The organism is Agromyces cucurbitae (genome assembly GCF_058349945.1).
Genome location: NZ_JBYRES010000004.1, coordinates 505454 through 526167, shown reverse-complemented (window position 1 = coordinate 526167; position 20714 = coordinate 505454). Strand labels below are relative to the sequence as shown.

Sequence of the window (20714 nt, the reverse complement as noted above, 5' to 3'; positions counted from 1 at the left end):
CGGTCGCCGCACGGCCGCGACGTGCGTCACGACGAAACGCAGGATGCCTCGTCGGACACGTCGTGGCCCGAGTGAGCCGAACGGCGTGTCGTCCGAGGCATCCTGAGTCGCGAACGACGGGGGGACCGGCTGGGCCGGCGGGGCGACCTACAGCGTGTTGCCGAGTTTGAAGCCGTGCTCCTCGTCGCCCTTGCGGGTGTACGAGAAGCCGTCGGCGCCGATCGTCACGGCCATCTCCGACGAGTCGGTGCGGGCGACGACGGGCTGCGGGTTGCCGTCGAGGTCGAGCACGAGCGACGCCTCGGTGTACCACGACGGCACGACCGGGTTGCCCCACCAGTCGCGACGCTGGTTGTCGTGCACGTCCCACGTGACGACGGGGTTGTCGGGGTCGCCCGTGTAGTAGTCCTGCGTGTAGATCTCGACGCGGTGGCCGTCGGGGTCGCGCAGGTACAGGTAGAACGCGTTCGAGACGCCGTGGCGGCCCGGGCCGCGCTCGATCGAGTCCGACCGGCGCAGCGCGCCGAGCTTGTCGCAGATCGCGAGGATGTTGTGCTTCTCGTGGGTCGCGAACGCGACGTGGTGCATGCGCGGGCCGTCGCCACCGGTCATGGCGGTGTCGTGCACGGTGGGCTTGCGGCGCATCCACGCGGCGTAGACCGTGCCCTCCTCGTCCTGGATGTCCTCGGTCACCCGGAAGCCGAGCGACTGCATGAAGTTCACGGCGCGCGGCACGTCGGGGGTGACCTGGTTGAAGTGGTCGAGACGCACGAGCTCGCCCGGCGTGTGCAGGTCGTAGCGCCACGAGAGGCGCTCGACGTGGGTGGTCTCGTAGAAGAACTCGTACGGGAACCCGAGCGGGTCTTCGACGCGCACCGAGTCGCCGATGCCCTTCGTGAAGCCCTCTGCACGGCGCTCGACGCGGCATCCCAGCTCGGTGTAGAAGGCGACCGCCTTGTCGAGGTCGTCGTTCGAACGCACCCGGTACGAGAACGCGGCGACCGCCGCGAGCTCGCCGCGGCGCAGCACCAGGTTGTGGTGGATGAACTCCTCGGTCGAGCGGAGGTAGATCGTGTCCTCGTCCTCCTCGGTCACGTACAGGCCGAGCACGTCGACGTAGAACTCGCGCGAGGCGGCGAGGTCGGTCACGACGAGCTCCATGTACGCGCAGCGCAGGATGTCGGGGGCGGGCACCGACGGGGTCGGCACCGGGTTGTCGGTGTGGATCGGGGCTTCCTGGGAGACGTAGAAGCCCGAGGAGGTGAGGGTCATGTCGTCGCGGTTGGTCATGTCAGCGTCCTTGCGTGGGTGGTGCGGCGGGTCGGTGGCTCAGCGGGGGTCGGGGTCGTCGAGGTCGGTCGCCTCGTGGACCTCCTGCTTGCCGAAGGTGGGGTTGTGGGGCGCGCCGAGCGTGATGTGCACGCTCTGCTGGTCGGTGTAGAAGTCGATCGACCGGTAGCCGCCCTCGTGGCCGAGGCCCGAGGCCTTGACGCCGCCGAACGGGGTGCGCAGGTCGCGCACGTTGTTCGAATTGAGCCACACCATGCCGGCCTCGACGGCCTGCGCGAAGTTGTGCGCGCGCTTGAGGTCGTTCGTCCAGATGTAGGCGGCGAGGCCGTACTTCGTGTTGTTCGCGAGGGCGAGCGCCTCCTCCTCGGTGTCGAACGGCGTGATGGCGACGACCGGGCCGAAGATCTCCTCCTGGAAGATGCGGGCGTCGGGCGCGACGTCGGCGAACACCGTCGGTGCGACGTAGTTGCCGGTCGGGAAGCCCTCGGGGCGTCCGCCGCCGGCCACGAGCCGGCCCTCGCCCTTGCCGAGCTCGACGTAGCTCATGACCTTGTCGTAGTGCTCGGGGTGCACGAGCGCGCCGACCTCGGTCTTCGGGTCGTGCGGGTGGCCCACGACGACGCGCTTCGCCTGCGCGGCGTAGCGCTCGACGAACTCGTCGTAGACGTCGCGTTGCACGAGGATGCGGCTGCCCGCGGTGCACCGCTCGCCGTTCAGCGAGAACACGCCGAAGATGCACGCGTCGATCGCAACGTCGAGGTCGGCGTCGGCGAACACGACGGCGGGGCTCTTGCCGCCGAGCTCCATCGAGAGGCCCTTGAGGTACGGGGCGGCGTTGCCGAAGATCAGCTGGCCGGTGCTCGACTCGCCCGTGAACGAGATCAGCGGCACGTCGGGGTGCTTCACGAGCGCGTCGCCCGCGTCCTCGCCGAGGCCGTTGACGAGGTTGAAGACGCCCTTGGGCAGTCCAGCCTCCTCGAAGATGCCGGCCCACAGCGAGGCCGAGAGCGGGGTGAACTCGGCGGGCTTCAGCACGACGGTGTTGCCGGTCGCGAGGGCGGGGCCGAGCTTCCACGACTCGAGCATGAAGGGGGTGTTCCACGGCGTGATGAGGCCCGCGACGCCGATCGGCTTGCGGTTCACGTAGTTCATCTGCTTGCCGGGCACCTTGAACGCATCGTCGGACTGGGCGACGATCAGGTCGGCGAAGAAGCGGAAGTTCTCGGCGGCGCGGCGGGCCTGGCCCAGCGCCTGGGTGATCGGCAGGCCGGAGTCGAACGACTCGAGCTCGGCGAGGCGCTGGTCGCGGGACTCGACGATGTCGGCGATCCTGTGCAGCACGCGCGAACGCTCGCGGGGGAGCATCCGGGGCCAGGGCCCCTCGGTGAAGGCGCGACGTGCGGCGGCGACGGCGCGCTCGACGTCGGCCTTCTTGCCGGCGGCGGCGTGCACGTAGGTCTCGTTCGTGACGGGGTTCAGCACCTCGAAGGTGTCGCCGTCGATCGAGTCGACGAACTCGCCGTCGATGTAGTGGCGGATGCGGTCGGGCAGCCCCTCGGGCGTGTAGTCGGTGTAGTCGGTCATGTGTTGCTCACCTTCGTGGTCGGTCGTGGGTGCGTCGTGTGGGTGAGGGGGTCTGCGGCTTCTGCAGGCGCCGCCGCTTCGGTCAGGCCGGGGTCTGCACGGGATGCCGCAGCTCGGCCTGGCGCTCGAGCACGGCGTCGAGCGTGGCGGTGCGATGGGCGCGTGCGGCGAGTTCGATCTCGAGGGCGTCGGCGCCCTGCTCGATGAGGTCGACGATGCGCTCGTGCTCGTCGACGGACTCGTGCGCGCGACCCGGCACGAAGCTGAACGACGAGTCGCGCAGCACCTTCATGCGGTTCCACCCGCGGTGCACGAGGTCGAGGATGTGCGGGTTCGGGCACTCCTCGTACAGCACCGCGTGGAACTCGAGGTTGAGTTCGGTGAACCGGTGCGGGTCGAAGTCGTCGAGCGAGCGGCGCATGCGCTCGTTGATCTCGCGGGCGCGGCGCAGGTGCTCGGGCGTCAGCGCCGGCGCGGAGAGGGCGGTCGCGGCACCCTCGACGAGGGCGAGGGTCTGCATGGTGTGCAGGTACTCGGTCTCCTTGATGAGGGCGACCTGCGCTCCGACGTTGCGCTCGAAGGTCACGAGCCCCTCGGCCTCGAGGCGTCGGATCGCCTCCCGCACGGGCACGACGCTCACGTCGAGCTCGGCCGCGATCGGGGCGAGCACGAGACGGTAGCCGGGCACGTAGCGGCCGTCGTCGATGCGCTCGCGAATGAAGCGGTACGCCCGCTGCGACTTGGACTCGGCGCTCATCGCGACTCCTCGGCGTTCGTCTCCCCGGCGGGAGCGGCGGCCCGCTCGGCCTCGTACCGCGAGCGCCACTCGGCGTTCATGGGGAACAGCCCGTCGACGGAGGCCCCGGCGGCCACCTGCTCGGCGACCCAGGCGTCCTCCGCCTCCTGCGCGGCGGCCTCGGCCGCGACCTCGGCGGCGATCGCGGCGGGGATGACGAGGACGCCGTCGCCGTCGCCGACGATGACGTCGCCCGGCTGCACGGCCGCGCCGCCGCACGAGATCGTGACGTCGGTCTCCCACGGCACGTGCCGGCGGCCGAGCACGCTCGGGTGCGGCCCCTGGCTGAACACGGGGATGTCGAACTCGGCGACCGCGTCGAAGTCGCGCACGCCGCCGTCGGTCACGATGCCGGCGGCTCCGCGCACCTGGGCGCGGAGCGCGAGCACATCGCCGACGGTGCCGGTGCCGCGCTCGCCGCGGGCCTCGACGACGAGTACCTCGCCCGCCTCGACGGTGTCGAACGCGCGCTTCTGCGCGTTGAACCCGCCGCCGAACTCCTTGAACAGGTCGGGGCGGAACGGAATGAACCGCAGCGTCTTCGCGGTGCCGACGATGCGGTCGCGCGGGTGGTTCGCGAACACGCCCTCGATGAACACGTCGTGGTAGCCGCGCTTGCGCAGCGCCGCCGAGATCGTCGCGACCGCGGCGCCCGAGAGCAGCTCGCGCACCTCGTCGGTGAGCACGCCGGTCGGTCGAGTAGCCGACGGAGCCTGCGGAGTCGGCGTATCGAGACCACCACGAGCGGCACTCGCCGCGGCATCCGCGTCGTTCGTGGTGACGGGTGCGTCGAGGGGGCTGGCCTTGCCGGCGGCGACGGCCGCGGCGTGCTCGGCCTCGGAGCCCCAGGCCTCGATGCGCTGGGCGTCGTCGATCGCGGGCTTCGTGCCGAAGTCGCCGAAGGGCGCGTGGCCCTGCGTGACGGTCGTGACGAGGCGGCCGGTCGTGGGCGCGCCCGGGGCGAGCGGGGCGTCGACCTCGACCTCGACGACGTCGCCCGGCACGACGACCGACGATCCCGCGGGCGTGCCCGTGAGGATGACGTCGCCCGTCTCGAGGGTCATGTGCTGCGAGAGGTCGGCGACGAGGCGCCCGAACGGGAAGAGCAGGGTGTCGCTCGTGTCGAGCTGCACGAGCTCGCCGTTGACCCACGTTCGCACGCGCCAGCCGTCTTCGCCGGCGACCGACGCGGGGATCGCGGCGGGCCCGATCGGCGTGAAGCCGTCGCCGCCCTTGTTGCGCACGTTCGAGCCCTTGTCGGCGGCGCGCAGGTCGTAGAGGCCGAAGTCGTTCGCCGCGGTGACCTGGGCGACGTGCTTCCAGCCGTCTTCGGGCGACACCCACCGGGCAGGCTCGCCGATGACGATCGCGATCTCGCCCTCGAAGGCGAGCAGTTCGGTGCCCGCGGGGCGCTCGATGGTGCCGCCGGTCGGGGCGAGCGAGGAGGCCGGCTTGAAGAAGTAGCTCGGCTGGGCGGGGGTGCGACCCCGCTGCGCGGCCCTCGACGGATAGTTGAGGTGCACGGCGATGATCTTGCCGGGGGTCGGGATACCGAAGGTCATTGACGTCCTCGTCTCGTGATATCAGAAATCATATACGATCTGGCCGGGCTTGTGAAGGCGCTCATCGAGTGGGCGGATATCGCCCGTCGCGGGCACGCTTCTGGACCATATCTGCCCACTCGATCGGGGTGGCTCGCGTCGACCTGCTCGAGTGGGCGGATATCGCCCGTCGCGCGCGCGTTTCTGGACCATATCTGCCCACTCGATCGGGGGGGGGGGGGGGGGGGTCAGTAGCTCGCGCGCGGCGCCGTGCCCGAGGCATCCTGATCGGGCGTTCGTCGGGTGATGAAGCGGTCGGCGAGCGCCTCGGAGGCGCGCGCGAGGATCGCGACGTCGGCGCCGACCGCGGCGAACGACGCGCCCACGGCGAGGTAGCGCTCGGCGTCCTCGGCGACGAACGCGTTGATGCCGACGGGCTTGCCGGCCGCCCGCGCGGCGCGGATCGCCGTGAGCGCCGCCTCGACGACGTCGGGGTGCGACGGCTGTCCGAGCAGCCCCATGGACCCGGCGAGGTCGGCGGGGCCGACGAAGATCGCGTCGACGCCGTCGACCGCGAGGATCTCGTCGACGTTCGCGACCGCGGTCGCCGACTCGACCTGCACGGTGAGGCTCACGGTCGCCGACGCCCGGCCCAGGTAGCCCTCGACGCGGTTCCACCGCGACGAGCGGGCGAGCGAGGCGCCGACGCCGCGCACGCCGTGGTCGGTCGGGCCGGGGCGATGGCCCGTGGCATCCGGCTCGGAGGCGTGGGCGGCGGTGCCCGGATACCGCACGGCGCGCACGAGCTCTCGTGCGTGCTCGGCCGTGTCGACCATCGGCACGAGCAGGTTCTGCACGCCGAGGTCGAGGTACTGCTTGACGACGACCGTGTCGCCGATCGGCGGCCGCACGACCGGGGCGACGGGGTACGCCGAGACGGCGTAGAGCTGGTGCAGGATCGTCTGCAGGTCGTTGGGGGAGTGCTCGGCGTCGATGAGCAGCCAGTCGACGCCGCTGCCGGCCGCGATCTCGGCCACGAGCGGGCTCGCCGAGCACACCCACATGCCGATCTGCGGCCGATCGGCCGCGGCGACCCGGTCGATGAAGGTCTCGGGCAGGTTCAGGCGAATCGGCACGTGATCGCCCCCAGCTGTCCGTAGTCGGCGTGCACCGTGTCGCCGCGCTCGACCCACATGGGCCGGGTGAACGATCCGGCGAGGATGATCTCGCCCGCCTCGAGCGACTGGCCGTGCTGGGCGAGCTTGTTCGCGAGCCAGGCGACGCCCATCGCGGGGTGGCCGAGCACCGCGGCGGCGACGCCCGACTCCTCGATCGTCTGGTTGCGGTAGAGCAGCGCGCCGATCCAGCGCAGGTCGACCTCGTCGACCTTCACCGGCCGGCCGCCGACGACCATCGCGCCCATCGCCGCGTTGTCGCTGATAGTGTCGACGATCGTGCGGCCCTGCAGCTCGATGTGCGAGTTGAGGACCTCGAGGGCGGGCACGACGTAGGCGGTCGCGTCGAGCACGTCGAAGATCGTCGTGTTCGGCCCGGTGAGGGGCTTCGCGAGCACGAAGGCCAGCTCGACCTCGATGCGCACGTTCGAGAATCGGTCGAACTCGATCTCGGCGCCCGACTCGAACACCATGTCGTCGAGGATGACGCCGTAGTCGGGCTCGGTGATGCCGGTCGCGACCTGCATGACCTTCGAGGTGAGGCCGATCTTGCGGCCCACGAGGCGGGCGCCGTCGGCGATGCGCCGGTCGGCCCAGACCTTCTGCACGGCGTACGCGTCGTCGACGGTCATCTCGGGGTGCCGCGCGGTGAGCCGCGGCACGATGCTGCGGTCGCGATCGGCGGCGACGAGCTCGTCGGCGATCGACTCGATGGCGGATTGGTCAAGCACGCGGGCTCCACTTCGTCGTCGGGGCGTTCATCACAGATCGTATACGATCCGGTCGCCGCTGCACAGGGGTGCGGTGCGGCACCGGGATGCCTCAGCGCGAGTTCACCCGGATGATCTCGTGCTGGTACGGGGCGATGACCGAGCCCGAGATGCGGCAGTCGAGCAGCAGGAACGGGCGCTCGGCGACGGGTCGGGCCGCCCACTCCGCGAGCGCCTCGAGGTCGGCGAGCGTGCGCACGACGACGCCCTGCGCTCCGAACGCGGCGGCCGCCGCGGCGAAGTCGGCCTCGGGGATGCGCATGGGCGCCTCGGCGAGGCCCTTGAGGCCGTAGAGGTTGACCTCGGCGCCGTAGGCGGCGTCGTTCCAGATGACGGCGATGCCCCGGCCGCCCGCCGTGCGCACGGCGCTCTCGAGGTCGGCGAGCGCCATGAGCCCGCCGCCGTCGCCGCTCGTGAGCACGATCGTCGCCTCGGGCTTGGCCGCCGCCGCTCCCGCGACGCTCGGGAAGCCCTGCCCGATCGACTGGAACGCCGTGCCGACCATCATCATGCGGTCGGGCGAGGCCACCGGCCAGTACATGTTCGCCCAGCCGATGAAGTGCCCGCCGTCGGAGACGACGACCCGGTCGTCGGGCAGGAGCTCGGCGATGCGGCGCGCGGTCGAACGCGGGTCGAGCCGGCCGTCGGACGCGGCCGCGTCGCCCTCGTCGTACCGCCGCAGCGCGGCCGCGTCGATCGTCTCGCGCCAGGTCGAGGTCGGCCGCGCCGCATCGGCCCCGTGCGTCTTGCGGAGGGCGTCGACGATCGCCCGCGCCGTGAGCGCCGCGTCGCCGCGCACGTACCCGCCGACGTGCGGGTGCGTCGCGGCGGGCGCGACGTCGACCTGGTACACGCGCGTGCCGGGCGCGAACAGCTCGCCGAAGCGCATCGTGAACTGGTTGAGCGACGCGCCGAACACGACCGCGACGTCGGCCTCGTGCACGAGCGCCATCGCGCCGTCGGCGCCGAAGCCGCCCGTGACGCCGAGGTCGTAGCGCGACTCGGGGAAGACGCCGCGGCCGAGTGCGGTCGACGCGGTCACGGCGCCCGTCGCCGCGGCGAGGTCGCCGAGGGCCTCGCCGGCATCGGCGAGCCAGGCACCGCGTCCGGCGAGCAGGAACGGCCGCTTCGCCCGGGCGAGGTCGTGCGCGAGGTCGGCGATGGTGCCGAGTGCGTACTCGCCGGCGGGCGCGAGCGGTGCGGGATGCCTCGGGGCCGGCGCCTCGACGAGCGGGCCGGCCTCGGCCGCGGCGACGTCGTAGGGGATCGCGAGCACGACGGGCACCCGATAGTTGAGGGCGTGCTCGACGGCGATCACGGTCGTGGCCGCGGCATCGGTGCGGCCGACGGTGTAGGTGCGCGCCCCCACGGCCGACGCGAGCGCGATCTGGTCGACGTCCCACGGGCGCGGCCCGGAGGTCGGCTCGTCGCCGACGACGAGCACGAGGGGCACCCGGGCCTGCGCGGCCTCGGCGAGCGACGTCAGCGTGTTCGTGAAGCCCGCCCCGTACGTCGAGGTCGCCGCCGCGAGCCGCTTCGACGCGCGATAGTGCGCGTCGGCGGCCACGACGCCGCCCGCCTCGTGGCGGACCGCCGTGAATGCGGCATCCGTCTCCTTCTCGAGGGCGTCGAGGAACCAGGCGTTGCCGTTGCCCATGACGCCGAAGACGTGGTCGACGTGGGCGGCGAGGGCGTGCGCGACGTGCGCGGAGACGGTGGTGGACGAGGTCGCGGGCATGACGAAGCCTTTCGAGACGGTGACGGAGCTGATCGATTCCGTATGTGTCTCGCGGCAGGGGCCCGCTTCGTGCACTTTTTTCGAGCACCGGCGCCCGATCGCGAACTGCTTCGCGCGGCGCCTGGACGTGTCGAGTATACGACGCGACCCGCCGTGCGGTGGCGCCGTGGTCAGCGGGCGGCCGGTGCGCCGAGGGCGTCGACGACGGCCCGCCAGAACTCGGCCCGTGCGGTCGCGTCGGCGGCGGCATCCGTACCGGGCATCGCCGGCAGGTAGGGGTCGACCGGAATGAAGTGCGACGCCCCCTCGCCCTCGACGGCGACGACCTCGAGCCCGGCCGCCTCCGCGCGTTCGCGCGTGCGGGCCATGAGACCGCACGAGTCCCACACCTCGTCGGCCTCGCCGCACGCGAGCACGAGCGGGCCGGCGACTCCGTCGAGGTCGACGACCGAGGCGTCGGCGACGCCGTTGAGGTCGGTGCACGGCACCTGCGCGCCGCCGAGGGTCCAGGCCGACCGCTGCCAGTCGGGGTAGCCGCACCAGAGCTCGCCGGCGCCCACCGGTGCGATCGCGCCGTGCACGAGATCGGGATGCTCCGCGGCGAGCCAGAGCGCGACCTCGCCGCCGCGCGAGACGCCGAAGGCGGTGACCCGGTCGGGGTCGACCTCGGGCCGTGCGCGCAGCCACTCGGCGCCCGTCACGAAGGTCTCGAGCGGCACCTCGGCGAGCTCGTCGGGCTGACCGGGCGAGCCGAAGTAGCTCACGGCGAGGGCGGGGTGTCCGGCGGCGGCGATCCATCGGGCGAGCATGCGCGCATACGCGAGGCCGCCCTCGCTGCCGCCGAACACGAGCACCGCCGCTCGCGGTTCGGCCGAGCCGGATGCCCCGGGTCGGGCGTATGCGGCGACGAGTCCGTCGTCGCCGACGTCGTCGACGGTGACGGCGTCGAGCGCGGCACCGCGCGCGACGGTCGTCGTTGCGAGCTCGGTGCCGTCGGGCTCCGTCAGCGTGAGTTCGACCTCGTACGGCTCGGCGTACGCGTCGAAGCGTGCGGGACGGCCGAGGCTCGGCGCGAGAGACCAGAACGGCGCCATCGCGGCCGCCGCGGTCCAGTCGCCGTCGGCGGGCGCCTGCCGGTCGAGGTCGATCGTTCCCGAGTCGTCGACGACGAAGCTCGCGCGGGACCCGTACTCGGTCGAGCCGATCTCGGCCTCCGCGACGAGCGCGACCTCGGCGCCCGGCCGCAATCCGGTCAGACTGATCGCCAGGGGGTCGAACGGCCCGTCGAGCGCGTCGACCTCGATGCGCGGGTCGGCGGTCGCGACGGCCGCGCAGCCCGTCAGTGCCGCGAGCAGGGCGGCACCGGCGACCGCGGCGAGGCGCGCGGCGGCGACCGTGCGTCGAGCCTGGCCGCCGATGGTCATGCCACCAGTCTGCACTGCGGCTGCCGCGCCGATGCGGACGAGCGCCGACGCCGTGGCGACGACGGCGCTCCGCGGCATCCGACCTCAGCCGTTGACGACCTGCGGCACCGACACCGCCTTCAGGCCCTCGACGCCGAACTCGAGCCCGTAGCCCGACTGCTTGACGCCGCCGAAAGGGATCATCGGGTGCACGCCGCCGTGCGAGTTGATCCAGACCGTGCCCGCCTCGAGGCGCGCGGCGATCTCGCGGGCCCGGTCGCGGTCGGCCGACCACACCGAGGCGCCGAGGCCGACCTCGACGTCGTTCGCGAGCCGCACGGCCTCGTCGACGTCGGAGTAGCGGATGATCGGCAGGGCGGGGCCGAACTGCTCCTCGAGCACGAGCGGGTTCTGCGGATCGATGTCGGCCACGAGCGTCGTCGGGTAGAAGTGACCCGGCTGCTCGCGGTCGGGCTCGCCGCCGACGAGCACTCGGGCGCCCGAGGCCTTGGCCGCTTCGACGAGGCGGTCGACGACGCCGAACTGCATGCCGTTCTGCAGCGGGCCGAGCACGTTCTGCTCGTCGAGGCCGACGCCCATGGGCATCTGCGCGGCGAACGCGGTGAGGGCCTCGCAGACCGCGTCGTAGACGTCGTCGTGCACGTACAGGCGCTTCATGGCCGCGCACGTCTGCCCCGTGTTGATGAACGCGCCCCAGAACAGGCCCTCGGCGATCGCCGCCGGGTCGACGTCGGGCAGCACGATGCCCGCGTCGTTGCCGCCGAGCTCGAGCGTGAGCCGGGTGAGGTTGCCGGCCGTCGCCTCGATGATGCGCTTGCCGGTCGCGGTGGAGCCCGTGAACATGATCTTGCCGAACTCGGGGCGGGCGACCATCTCGGCGCCGACCGTGCCGTCGCCGGCGACGACCTCGAGCACGCCCGCGGGGAGCGCCTCGTTCATGACCGCCGCGAGGGCGAGGCCCGAGATCGTCGTGTACTCGCTCGGCTTGGCGACGACCGTGTTGCCCATGCGCAGGGCCGGCGCGATCTGCCAGACGGCGATCATCATCGGCCAGTTCCACGGGGTGATCGCCGCGACCGTGCCGACGGGGCGGTAGTGCAGCTCGGCGTAGGTCTCGCCGTCGTCGACGACGACCTCGCCAGGCAGCGGCGTCTCGGCCGTCGCACGCAGCCAGCCGACGCACGCGCCGACCTCGAAGCGTGCGTTGGGGCCGTTGAGCGGCTTGCCCTGCTCGCGCGAGAGGACTCGCGCGAGGGGCTCGGCCGCGGCCTCGATCGCGTCGGCGACGCGGTGCAGGGTCGCACGGCGTTCGTCGTCGCCGAGCGCCGCCCAGCCGCGCTGCGCGGCGCTCGCACGGGCGATCGCGCGATCGAGGTCGGCGGTGCCGTGCACGGGCACCGTGCCGATGCGTTCGCCGGTCGCGGGGTCGTGCACCTCACGGCCCGGGCCGTCGGTCGGGGCGATCGCGGCGAGCAGGCCTGCTTCGGTGTCCATGGGGTCTCCTTCTCGGGTTCGATGTGGTCGGTTCGATCGGTGGTCGCGAGGTCAGTGCGCGCAGGCGCAGGCGTCGCCCGTGCCGCAGCAGCCCGAGGCATCCGCCCGGCCGGCATCGGGAAGGTCGAGCGCGGGGTTGCGGTCGAGGAAGCCGTGCGGCTTGAACAGGAAGCCCGAGTAGTCGACGGGCATGATCGGCCAGTCCTCGGGGCGGGGGAGGTGGGTCGGCCCGAACACGTGCCACAGCACGAGGTCGGCGCCGTCGAGGTCGCGGTCGGCCTGCTGCCACGCCGGGATTCCGGCGCCGCCCGCGTGCGCGTTCGGGTAGTCGCCCGCGGGGAACCGTTCGTCGGGCGAGTAGGCGGTCGCCCAGAGGTGCTTCGTGGCGAAGTTCGCCCGGCCCCAGACCGTCGAGTCGGGTTGCGCGAGCAGCGTCGACTTGCCCTCGGGCACCAGCCAGTAGGCGGTGGGGCGGCCGACCGCGTTGCGCCGCGACGCGCTCGCGACCTGCCACACCCGCGACGTCGCGCCGTTCGCGAGGCGACCCGCCTCGGACTCGCGCGTGATCGGGGTGACCCGCCAGGTGAAGGCGTTGCCGTACGGGTTCTCGGGGCCGGTGGGCACGCCGACCGCGTCGATCTCGGCGAGCGTGTTGTCGTCGCCGTCGATCGCGACGTCGAGGCGGGCGCAGAACAGGTGCTGGTGCACGGGCGCGAAGAGCCCGGGCGCGATCTCGTTCGCGTGCGGGTCGTCGTGGCCGGGCTCGCCGGCGCCCGCGAACACGATGCCCGTGGCCTTGGCCTCCATCTGGATCGTGCCGTCGAGGTAGAGGTACCAGAAGAAGCCGTAGTCGTAGTTGCCGATCGTCGCGAAGTAGCTGATCACGAGGCGGCGGCTGCGCCGCACCTCGGGCCGCTCGCCCATCTCGTTGTGCTTCCAGAGGATGCCGTAGTCCTCCTCGTGCATGCAGACGACGTTCGGCATGCGCACGGGGTTGCCGTGGTCGTCGGCGACGTGGGCGTCGAAGTAGTGGATGACGCCGAGGCAGTCGCACCCCAGCTGCAGGGCGTTCGCGTTCTTGCCGAGCAGGTACTCGCCGGCGTCGAAGTAGCTGATCCAGAAGCGGGTCGGCGAGGTGTCGCCGTAGGGCACCACCATCTCGGGCACGCTCGCCCGGGCGAGCACGGGGCGGTGCTCGTCGCCGTCGCGGAACGACAGCTGGTGCAGCACGAGCCCCTCGCGCGCGTTGAAGCCGACTCGGAACCGCCAGTTCTCCCACTCGACCTCGTTGCCGTCGACGCGGTAGCTCGGCCCCTCGGGCTGGGTGATCTCGAGGGGCTTCAGGCTCGTGCGCGCGGGTCCGACCGACTCGGCGTCGTAGCGGCCGTCGAGCTCGGGCACCGGCGCGCCGTCGTGGTCCTCGACGCGGATGACCCGGCGCTCGGTGAGGTCGATGTGCACGACGAGCCCCTCGACCGGGTGCGACCAGTGGTTGTCGCCGGGGGAGTCCTTGACGAACGTGAGCGAGCGGATGACGCGGCGCCCGACCTCGTCGGACCGGTTGAAGAAGCCCGGTGCGAGCGGGCCGCAGAATGCGAGCTCGATCTTGTCGCCGAGGCCGCGGCGCTCCATCGCGGCGCGCCACTCGGGCGAGGTCTTCACGATCTCGGCCGCGAGCTCGTACTCCTCGAACAGGTACTGCGGCTGCCCATAGGGCGGATGCTGCGGGTCGAGGTCGCGCCAGTCGTCGATCCCGCCCGTGGTGAGGTTGACGACGGCCTCGGCCGCCCGGCCGCTGTCGAGCTCGAGCAGCGTGTAGCGCAACCTGCGCTCGACGGGGTCGCCCGCGGTGAAGCCCGCGACGAGCGCCTTGTCGGGCTCCTCGGGCATGACGTTGGGGAAACGGGTCTGCTCGCCGACCCGGCCGGCCTCGACGAGGATCTCGCGACCGCGCTCGAACTCCTCGGCGGTCGTGAGGTCGAGCGGGTGGCGCACCTCGGTGGGGGCGACGGTGAGCAGTTCGTGGTGGTGCATGGATCCTCCAGGGTCGTGATCAGTCTTCGCGCCGGGCGCGGGGGAGTCTTGTCGTTCCGGGCGCGGTGGTGTTCCGTGCGCGCACGGTGGGGGTGGGGTGGGGCGCGTGCCCGCACGGGTTCGCGACGTGCACGCAAGTGCGGGTCGTGGGCGAGCGGGTCGGGGCGGCGGCCGGGCGGGGCGGGGCGGCTAGCGTTCGGCGCGGACGGTGCTCGGCGAGCGGTCGAACTCCGCGCGGAACACCCGGCTGAAGTGCGCGGCGTCGGCGAAGCCCCATTCGCTCGCGATGCTCGAGATCGAGCGCGCGTCGAACGCGGGGTCGGCGAGGCGGCGGCGGCACTCCTCGAGGCGTCGGCGCCGCACCCAGCCCGAGACGGTCGCGCCGTGCTCGTGGAAGAGCGCGTGCAGGTGGCGTGGCGAGATGAAGTGCGCCGCGGCGAGGCCGGCCGGATCGAGCGCGGTCGAACGGAGGTGCTCGTCGATGTAGCGCGTGATCTCGGCGAACAGGCGCTGGCGCGGGCTCGTCGACACCCGCGCGACGGCGAGCTCGTTCGACAGCATCGCGGCGACGAGGTCGACGCTCGTGCGCGCGAGCCGGTCGCCGCCGGGGCCAGTCACGAGCCCGAGGTTGCCGGCGAGGTTCGCGAGGTGGGGCACCACGACGTCGCCGAGCCCGCCCGCGTCGCCGAGCGAGGTCGCCGTGAGCTCGCCGACGGCGTCGTGCGGCAGGTCGAGCGCGTGCGCGGGGAACATGAGCACGAACGTGCTCGACCGCTCGGCGAAGGCGAGCGAGTACGGGTGGTCGGTGTCGTAGATCACGAGCGAGCCGGGCCGCAGCACCGTCTCGCGACCGTGCTGCACGAGGAGGCCGGTGCCCTCGAGCTGGAGGCCGACCTTGTAGCAGCGTCGCGGCGAGTCAGCGACGAGCTTCGGCGTGCGCTCGACGAGGTGCTCGTCGGCCGACACGATCGAGCAGTGGATGTCGCCGGCCGCGACGTGACGGATGCCGCCGCCGAACGGGTCGGGCCGGTCGGTGGTCACCCGGAGCGGCACGAAGGACTCGCTCACCGCCGTCCGGAATCGCGGGAAGTCCAGGCTTCCCACCGTCGTCATCATCGTCGCGCGACCCATCGCCACATTCCTCCTCGAACCGCCTCGATGGTTGCGAACACCCTAGGACTATCCATTTGGATAGTCAAGGGGGCTTCTGCGGGCCGGAGACGTCGGTCGACGCCGGTCAGCGCGGGGTGGCGTGCTCCTCCACGAGCCGGCGGATGCGGGCGAGCACCCGATCGGCGTCGGCGTCGCCGCCGAGCACGAGGGTCTTGAACACGAGCCCGTCGAGCGCGAACCAGATGACTTCGATGAGCTCGTCGTCGTCGATGCCGAGCTCGAGGAGGCGGTCGTGCGTGGCACGCCGGTAGGTCTCGTAATACTGCTCGACCGCGGGGCGCAGCTCGGGCCGCCGGCGCGACTCGAGCAGGAGCTCGTACTGGAACGCCTGCACCGCAGTGCTGCGCGACGCGAGCGAGGAGAGCCCCTCGGCGAAATGCGCCGCGTCGCCCGGCACGTCTCGCGCCGCCATGTTCGTCTCGCGCAGGCTCTCGTCGACGGCGTACGACAGCGCCTCGGCGATGAGCTGGTCGCGGGTTCCGAAGTGGTGGCGGACGAGTCCGTGCGAGACGCCCGCCTCGGCCGCCACCGCCCGGTACGTCAGCGCGCGCAGGCCCGACTCGGCGACGACGGTGATCGTCGCGGCCAGCAGCGCCTGGCGGCCGCCCGGGGTCGTCGCCGCCGTCACCGCGTCGGTCGTCTCGGCGACGTGCACGGGGGAGGAGGGGCGTTCACTGCTCACAGCGAGCACGATAGCGGGCCGACGCGACCGCGGGGCGGACGTGCCGCGGCGGTCAAGCACCGTGCGCCGCCGGTCAAGACGCGATCGAGGCGGAGGGGAAGTATTGCGTCAGCCCCGTCCCCCTCGAACACTGGAGTTCACATGAGTGCGAGCACGCTCCCCGACACCCTCGAGCCCGAGCGCCGGACCCGCGGCCGGCTCGGCGTCCCGGCGATCGTCGTGCTGATCATCGCCGCCTCCGCCCCGTTGACCGTGATCGCGGGCGGTGCCACCACCGCCTACTCGGTCACCGGCTCGATCGCGGTGCCCGTCGGATACCTCGTGCTCGCCGCCGTGCTCGCCGTGTTCTCGCTCGGCTACGCGGCGATGAGCCGATTCATCACCAACGCCGGCGCCTTCTACGCCTACGCGGCGCAGGGGCTCGGCCGCCCGGTCGGCGTCGGCGTCGCGCTCATCGCGCTCGTCGCCTACAACTGCATGCAGATCGGCATCTGGGGCATGTTCGGCTTCCAGGTGTCGGTGCTCGTGAGCGAGAAGCTCGGCCTCGACGTGCCGTGGTGGGTCGGGGTGGTCGTGTTCATCCTCATCGTGGGCCTCCTCGGGGTGAACCGCGTCGACCTCTCGGCGAAGGTGCTCGGCGTCATCGTCGTGCTCGAGTTCGTCGTCGTCACGGTGTTCGACATCGTCGCGTTCGCGAACCCCGCCGAGGGCTTCACCGCGGCGCCCGTCTCGCCCGCCTCGCTGCTGCTGCCCGGCCTCGGCGCCGTGCTCGTCTTCGGCATCGCCGCGTTCATGGGATTCGAGTCGGCGGCGATCTACGGCGAGGAGGCGAAGGACCCGAAGCGCACCGTCGCCCGCGCGACGTTCGCCGCGGTCATCATCATCGGCGTGTTCTACGCGATCTCGTCGTGGGCGCTCGCGCTCGCCGTCGGCACCGACAAGATCTCGTCGGGCGGCATCAGCGCCGAGGAGGCCGGGCCGCCGCTCTTCTTCGCCTTCGTCGCCGAGCGCCTCGGACCGATCATGGTCGACTTCATGTCGCTGCTGTTCATCACGAGCCTGTTCGCCGCGCTCGTCAGCTTCCACAACGCGGTCGCCCGGTACGGCTTCGCCCTCGGCCGGGAGGGCGTGCTGCCGGCCTGGTTCGCGAAGGTGCGGGAGCGCAGCGGATCGCCGTGGGCCGGCTCGGTCGCCCAGTCGGTCGTCGCGCTCGTCGTCGTCGCGGTGTTCGCGGTGGCTGGCGCGGGCAGCGAGCTCGGACCGCTGTTCCCGGTCGTCACGCTCTTCAACTGGCTCACGAACACCGGCGCGCTCGGCCTCGTGCTGCTGATGGCCGTCGTGTCGCTCGCCGTCATCGGCTACTTCCGCCGCGACCCGCGCGACGTCGGGGTGGGCTCGCGCATCGTGTCGCCCGTGCTCTCGTTCCTCGCGCTCGCGACCGTGCTCGTGCTCATCGTCCTGAACTTCAACGTGCTGCTCGGTCAGGCCGAGTCCGACCTCACGACGTTCCTGCTGCCGGCGCTCATCGTGCTCGCCGGCGTGGTGGGCGTCGTCTGGGGCCTCGTGCTGCGCGGCCGCCGGCCCGAGGTCTACCGCCGCATCGGCCACGGTGCTGAGGGCGCGTCGGCCGAGCACCTCGGCTGACGCGCGACGTCACGGGTTCGCGCGCCACGGCATGATGGAGGCATGAAGACCGTGCAGCTGCGCCGCTACCAGATCGTCCCGGGGGAGTACGACGCGTTCGTCGCGTGGTTCGAGGAGAAGATGCCCCCGGTGCGGCGGGCGACCGGCTTCGAGGTCGAGTTCGCGTACGGGGTGCCCGAGGCGAACGAGTTCGTCTGGGCGGTCAGTGTGCCCGGCGACCGGGCCGAGTTCGAGCGGGTCGAGGCGGCCTACGTCGTCTCGCCCGAGCGGGCCGCCGCGTTCGCGGGCATCCCCGAGCGCATCGCGAGCAAGGACATCGGCTACGTCGACGACGTCCGCATCGCCTGAGCCCGAACCCGAACCCGAACCCGAACCCGAGCTCGAACCCGAGCCCGAACCCGAGCCCGATCCGGCGCCCCGACGAGACGTCGACGGCTAGCGGCCGGTCGCGCGCGACGAGGCATCCGCGTCGTCCCGCACGGCCGGGCGCGCCCGCCCGACCGCGTCCATGCCGGCCATCGCCTGGGCGAAGCCGCGGTGGCCGCGCGTCGTGAACGCGCCGACGAGGTTCGCGATCGCGAGCGCCGGGCCGAGGAGGGCGAGAAGTCCGGGCAGCAGGGCCGCGATCGAGTACCCGCCGATGCCCGCGGCGAAGCGCACGAGCCGCCACGCCTCCGCGGGGCGCCGGGTCTCGACGGCCTCGATGAGCACGGCCCGCTCGCCGAGCGTGACGCCGCCCGCCAGCACCGAGACGGCCTGCGCGGCGATCGCGACGGCGCTCGTGGCGAGGGCGACGAGGTCGGGGTCGAACCAGCCGGGCAACCCGTCGCCGCCCGCGAGCACGTACATCGCCGCCGAGATCGCGACGGTGAGCCCGTAGCCGGTGAGCCACACCACGAGGAGATCGACGACCATCGCGAGGAGGCGGCGCCCCGCCGTGACGGGCATGGTGTCGTCGGCGGCATCCCCGTCGGATGCTGCGGCCGCGCGACCGCGGACGCGCCACCGGTGCAGCACCGCGGCGGCGATGACCGAGCCCGCCACGGCTCCGGCCGTGTTCGTCGCGAGATCGCCGAGGTCGAACAGGCGGTACGCGCACGGGAACAGCCCCCAGACGCCCGTGAGCTGGGTGAGCTCGATCGCGAGCGACACGAGCGCACCCGACACCGCGGCGACGAGGATGCCGCGATCGAAGAGCGCCCGCACGAAGAAGCCGAGCGGCAGGAACAGCACGAGATTGAGCACGAGCTGCTGGAACGCCGCGTTGCGCAGCAGCGATCCGCCCTCCTCGGCCTGCAGCCGGGCGATGTCGGTGACCACCGCGAACGGGTTCAGCTCGACGCCGACGCAGTCGTAGGCACCGTCGGGCAGCGGCAGCAGCGTGTACGCCCAGAGTCCCATGACGTAGAAGAGCAGGGCGATCCAGCCGAGCAGGCGTGCGCCCGAGAAGCCGCCGCGACGCCGATAGCTCAGCGCGACGAGCGGCACGAACACGACGACGAGGGCGAGTGAGCCGACGACGATCGCGATGACCCCCGGCATGATGCGATCCACGTCACAGCAGTCTACGGAGGGTGTTCGCGGTAGCCGCGCCGTCGCGCCGCGCCGCATCCGTTCGACGTCACGTACAGCAATCGCGCATGAATGTCCACGTATGATCGAGACATCCCCGGAAAGAATGCGGCCAGCGCTGCCCACCGGCAGACGCGGACGCACGACCCTGGTCGACGACGCCCGCGCGCGCTCGGCCGAGAAGGAAGACCGTGAGCCACGAGTTCGACGCCCGCCGTGCCGAATGGATCGCCAAGGAGGAGCTCGCCGAGCGGATGATTCCGCTCATCGGCGGCCTCTACCGAGACCACGGGGTCGTGACCTCGATCCACGGCCGCCGCCTCATCAACCGCTCCGCGATCGAGCTCGTGAAGGCCCACCGCTTCGCGCGCCAGGCCGGCGACGACGAGCTCGACCTCGCCGACACCATGCGCGTGCTCGAGGCTCTGCGCGAGATCGCACCCGGTCCCGCCTCGATCGACGTCGCCCGCATCGTCAACCGGTACGCCGCCGAGCAGGCGACGGGCGAGGCGCCCGACTTCGTCGACTTCGTGCGCGCCGAGATCGCTCCCGTCGCGGGCGGCGCCGCCCCCGAGGCATCCGGCACCGACGTCGTGCTCTACGGGTTCGGCCGCATCGGGCGCCTCCTCGCCCGCATCCTCATCGCCCACTCGGGCGGAGGCCAGGGCCTCAACCTGCGCGCGATCGTCGTGCGCAAGGGCAGCGACAACGACCTCATGAAGCGCGCGAGCCTGCTGCGCCGCGACTCGGTGCACGGCCCCTTCCAGGGCACGATCGAGGTCGACGAGGCGAACAACACGATCCTCGCGAACGGCACGCTGATCCAGGTCATCTACTCGAACGACCCGGCGACGATCGACTACACCGAGTACGGCATCCACGACGCGATCGTCGTCGACAACACGGGCCGCTGGCGCGACGAGGCCGGCCTCAGCCAGCACCTGCAGTCGACGGGCGTCGCGCGCGTGCTGCTCACGGCGCCGGGCAAGGGCGCGATCAAGAACATCGTGCACGGCATCAACACCGACGACATCACGGGCGCCGACCGCATCCTCTCGGCCGCCTCGTGCACGACGAACGCGATCACCCCGGTGCTCAAGGCCGTCAACGACGCCTACGGCGTCGTGCGCGGCCACGTCGAGACGGTGCACTCCTTCACGAACGACCAGAACCTCATCGACAACTTCCACAAGGGCGACCGCCGCGGCCGCTCGGCGGCGCTCAACATGGTCATCACCGAGACGGGTGCGGCCAAGGCCGTCTCGAAGGCGCTGCCCGAGCTCGAGGGCAAGCTCACGGGCTCGGCGATCCGCGTGCCCACGCCCGACGTGTCGCTCGCGATCCTCAACCTGCAGCTCGAGCGCCCCGCCTCGAAGGACGAGATCAACAAGTACCTCCGCCAGGTCTCGCTCACGTCGCCGCTGCGCCAGCAGATCGACTACATCGAATCGCCCGAGGTCGTCTCGACCGACTTCGTCGGCAACAACCGCGCGGGCATCGTCGACGGCCTCGCGACGATCGCCGACGGCACCGACGCGGTGCTCTACGTCTGGTACGACAACGAGTACGGCTACTCGTGCCAGGTCGTGCGGGTCATCGAGGCGATGGCGGGCTCGCACCCGATCGTCTTCCCCGAGCGCCAGCCGGTCGTGCTCGAATCGCTCGAGCTCGAGGTCGCGCCCGTCGGCTGACCTCGCTTCCGATTCAGGATGCCCCGTGCGCACGCTCGCGCACGGGGCATCCGTCGTCCGGGGCCGGGCGGGGCCGCTGTCTCGGGCCGAGGGGTCGGGCCCCGGC

Annotated in this window: 16 protein-coding genes; 3 read left to right on the top strand and 13 right to left on the bottom strand. The window is 72.0% G+C overall.

Annotated features, from left to right (window positions below):
• Positions 1-147: 147 nt before the first annotated feature.
• The 12 genes from hpaD to AC3RJ6_RS16820 form a co-directional block, all read right to left on the bottom strand.
• Entirely contained in the window at positions 148-1290 is a 1143-nt protein-coding gene (gene hpaD, locus AC3RJ6_RS16875; RefSeq protein ID WP_491428267.1) for a 3,4-dihydroxyphenylacetate 2,3-dioxygenase, read from the bottom strand.
• 39 nt (positions 1291-1329) lie between these two features.
• Positions 1330-2874, bottom strand: a complete 1545-nt coding sequence (gene hpaE, locus AC3RJ6_RS16870; RefSeq protein WP_491428266.1) for a 5-carboxymethyl-2-hydroxymuconate semialdehyde dehydrogenase — start codon at positions 2872-2874, stop codon at positions 1330-1332.
• 82 nt (positions 2875-2956) lie between these two features.
• Positions 2957-3631 (bottom strand): GntR family transcriptional regulator, encoded by a 675-nt coding sequence (locus AC3RJ6_RS16865; RefSeq protein WP_491428265.1) that lies wholly within the window; start codon positions 3629-3631, stop codon positions 2957-2959.
• Entirely contained in the window at positions 3628-5232 is a 1605-nt protein-coding gene (locus tag AC3RJ6_RS16860; RefSeq protein ID WP_491428264.1) for a fumarylacetoacetate hydrolase family protein, read from the bottom strand. Before AC3RJ6_RS16860 ends, AC3RJ6_RS16865 begins: the two co-directional genes overlap by 4 nt.
• 227 nt (positions 5233-5459) lie before the next feature.
• The gene (locus AC3RJ6_RS16855; RefSeq protein WP_491428263.1) at positions 5460-6347 is read right to left on the bottom strand and encodes an aldolase/citrate lyase family protein; all 888 of its coding nucleotides are present in this window, start codon (positions 6345-6347) and stop codon (positions 5460-5462) included.
• Positions 6332-7117: a 2-oxo-hept-4-ene-1,7-dioate hydratase gene (hpaH, locus tag AC3RJ6_RS16850; RefSeq protein ID WP_491428262.1), complete on the bottom strand. Its 786-nt coding sequence runs from the start codon at positions 7115-7117 to the stop codon at positions 6332-6334. The genes AC3RJ6_RS16855 and hpaH overlap by 16 nt, the downstream gene beginning before the upstream one ends.
• A gap of 91 nt (positions 7118-7208) precedes the next feature.
• Positions 7209-8894, bottom strand: a complete 1686-nt coding sequence (locus tag AC3RJ6_RS16845) for a thiamine pyrophosphate-binding protein (protein WP_491428260.1) — start codon at positions 8892-8894, stop codon at positions 7209-7211.
• A 170-nt stretch (positions 8895-9064) separates the two neighbouring features.
• Entirely contained in the window at positions 9065-10318 is a 1254-nt protein-coding gene (locus AC3RJ6_RS16840; protein WP_491428259.1) for an acyl-CoA thioesterase/BAAT N-terminal domain-containing protein, read from the bottom strand.
• An 84-nt stretch (positions 10319-10402) separates the two neighbouring features.
• Complete coding sequence (locus AC3RJ6_RS16835; protein ID WP_491428258.1) at positions 10403-11812, bottom strand: aldehyde dehydrogenase family protein; 1410 nt, start codon at positions 11810-11812, stop codon at positions 10403-10405.
• Positions 11813-11863: 51 nt separating this feature from the next.
• Positions 11864-13846, bottom strand: a complete 1983-nt coding sequence (locus tag AC3RJ6_RS16830) for a primary-amine oxidase (protein WP_491428257.1) — start codon at positions 13844-13846, stop codon at positions 11864-11866.
• Between the two features lie 189 nt (positions 13847-14035).
• Positions 14036-14959 carry an AraC-like ligand-binding domain-containing protein gene (locus tag AC3RJ6_RS16825; protein ID WP_491428352.1) on the bottom strand — a complete coding sequence of 308 codons (924 nt, stop codon included), beginning with the start codon at positions 14957-14959 and terminating at the stop codon, positions 14036-14038.
• Positions 14960-15083: 124 nt separating this feature from the next.
• Positions 15084-15701: a TetR/AcrR family transcriptional regulator gene (locus AC3RJ6_RS16820; RefSeq protein ID WP_491428256.1), complete on the bottom strand. Its 618-nt coding sequence runs from the start codon at positions 15699-15701 to the stop codon at positions 15084-15086.
• A gap of 141 nt (positions 15702-15842) precedes the next feature.
• Here AC3RJ6_RS16820 and AC3RJ6_RS16815 point away from each other — a divergent pair, with 141 nt between their 5' ends.
• Entirely contained in the window at positions 15843-17345 is a 1503-nt protein-coding gene (locus AC3RJ6_RS16815; RefSeq protein WP_491428255.1) for an APC family permease, read from the top strand.
• Between the two features lie 42 nt (positions 17346-17387).
• The gene (locus tag AC3RJ6_RS16810) at positions 17388-17693 is read left to right on the top strand and encodes a hypothetical protein (protein WP_491428254.1); all 306 of its coding nucleotides are present in this window, start codon (positions 17388-17390) and stop codon (positions 17691-17693) included.
• An 87-nt stretch (positions 17694-17780) separates the two neighbouring features.
• On the opposite strand, the gene AC3RJ6_RS16805 is transcribed toward AC3RJ6_RS16810, so the two are convergent.
• On the bottom strand, positions 17781-18899 hold the full coding sequence (locus AC3RJ6_RS16805) for a VanZ family protein (protein WP_491428253.1): 1119 nt from the start codon (positions 18897-18899) through the stop codon (positions 17781-17783).
• A gap of 209 nt (positions 18900-19108) precedes the next feature.
• Between AC3RJ6_RS16805 and AC3RJ6_RS16800 the strand changes: the two genes are divergently transcribed.
• Positions 19109-20608 (top strand): glyceraldehyde-3-phosphate dehydrogenase, encoded by a 1500-nt coding sequence (locus AC3RJ6_RS16800; RefSeq protein ID WP_491428252.1) that lies wholly within the window; start codon positions 19109-19111, stop codon positions 20606-20608.
• Positions 20609-20714: the final 106 nt, after the last annotated feature.

What these genes read in the sequence shown, in the direction of transcription:
- hpaE (WP_491428266.1), bottom strand. Translation starts at nt 2,874, where the DNA reads ATGACCGACTACACCGACTACACGCCCGAGGGGCTGCCCGACCGCATC.
- AC3RJ6_RS16835 (WP_491428258.1), bottom strand. Translation starts at nt 11,812, where the DNA reads ATGGACACCGAAGCAGGCCTGCTCGCCGCGATCGCCCCGACCGACGGC.
- AC3RJ6_RS16865 (WP_491428265.1), bottom strand. Translation starts at nt 3,631, where the DNA reads ATGAGCGCCGAGTCCAAGTCGCAGCGGGCGTACCGCTTCATTCGCGAG.
- AC3RJ6_RS16810 (WP_491428254.1), top strand. Translation starts at nt 17,388, where the DNA reads ATGAAGACCGTGCAGCTGCGCCGCTACCAGATCGTCCCGGGGGAGTAC.
- AC3RJ6_RS16840 (WP_491428259.1), bottom strand. Translation starts at nt 10,318, where the DNA reads ATGACCATCGGCGGCCAGGCTCGACGCACGGTCGCCGCCGCGCGCCTC.
- AC3RJ6_RS16825 (WP_491428352.1), bottom strand. Translation starts at nt 14,959, where the DNA reads ATGACGACGGTGGGAAGCCTGGACTTCCCGCGATTCCGGACGGCGGTG.
- AC3RJ6_RS16815 (WP_491428255.1), top strand. Translation starts at nt 15,843, where the DNA reads ATGAGTGCGAGCACGCTCCCCGACACCCTCGAGCCCGAGCGCCGGACC.
- hpaD (WP_491428267.1), bottom strand. Translation starts at nt 1,290, where the DNA reads ATGACCAACCGCGACGACATGACCCTCACCTCCTCGGGCTTCTACGTC.
- AC3RJ6_RS16860 (WP_491428264.1), bottom strand. Translation starts at nt 5,232, where the DNA reads ATGACCTTCGGTATCCCGACCCCCGGCAAGATCATCGCCGTGCACCTC.
- AC3RJ6_RS16830 (WP_491428257.1), bottom strand. Translation starts at nt 13,846, where the DNA reads ATGCACCACCACGAACTGCTCACCGTCGCCCCCACCGAGGTGCGCCAC.
- AC3RJ6_RS16845 (WP_491428260.1), bottom strand. Translation starts at nt 8,894, where the DNA reads ATGCCCGCGACCTCGTCCACCACCGTCTCCGCGCACGTCGCGCACGCC.